The sequence below is a fragment of the Vibrio sp. 1069 genome (assembly GCF_033340555.1).
This window is the reverse complement of record NZ_JAWOWP010000202.1, coordinates 1-864: the sequence shown is the minus strand read 5'-3', so window position 1 is coordinate 864 and position 864 is coordinate 1. Positions and strand designations below refer to the sequence as shown.

The 864-nt window shown below is 43.3% G+C and carries 1 protein-coding gene; it reads left to right on the top strand.

All coding sequences use genetic code 11. The annotated features are described in order from the left end of the window. Window positions 1-396 precede the first annotated feature (396 nt). The coding region (locus R7040_RS25430) for an outer membrane beta-barrel protein (RefSeq protein ID WP_318097419.1) at window positions 397-864 on the top strand (468 nt) is incomplete at its 3' end.

Sequence of the window (864 nt, the reverse complement as noted above, 5' to 3'; positions counted from 1 at the left end):
CTTGTATATCCGGTATAAAAACATCGATGTTTGGTAGCATAAAAAATGCTCCAAATTATATTCTAGATAAAAAAGCCTTAGCATGTAAATAGTTTCTTATTTTGCCATGGCTTATGATCTCATTTCTAACACCAGCGTGACATTGTGCGGTTATCTTGCTCCCTTGCTTGCTGATAAACTATCAAGAGTGCATAATTTGTCGGCCTATTTCCTCCAGCACTAGAGGCTTGGAGTCAATAGGTCGTTTTTACTTACACCATATAGAAAGCGATACAGTGGCTTACGCTCAACGCCTCAGGGCGGTAGCGTGCCAGCTCTTCAGTATTTATTGGCCTGCATAGTACGCTTAACTTTGTCTTAGCAGTCCATATTATTACCAGTACTAGGAACTTTTACGTGATAAAAAAGCAGCATTGTTTGGGAATACTTAGTGCACTGGGTTTGAGCCTGAGTTCTTCTTCAGCGTCAGCCGATTTTTATGCTGGTGCGTTAGTCAGTTACTCTAACGCCGAATTTCATTATTCCTCTTCTTCAGTAACCGAGGGAACCCCTTTCCTTCTCCAAGCGCAAGCTGGTTACTTCTTCAATGATTACCTCGCTTTTGAGGCGCGCTACGGAACCTCTGTACAACGAGACAACGGGCAGGCAGTAGACAGCCTCGCGAGTGGCTTTATCAAATTGAACATGCCCGTCTCCGAACGTATCGCCCTTTACGGACTTGCCGGTTATTCGAGTGTTCAGATCGACCAACAGAATGTAGGCTCAAATAAAGATCAAGGCTTTAGTTTTGGCTTAGGGATGCATTACGCTTTAGACAAGCAGAATGCGGTTGTTTTTGAGTTTGTTGACAGCACATCTGAAGAT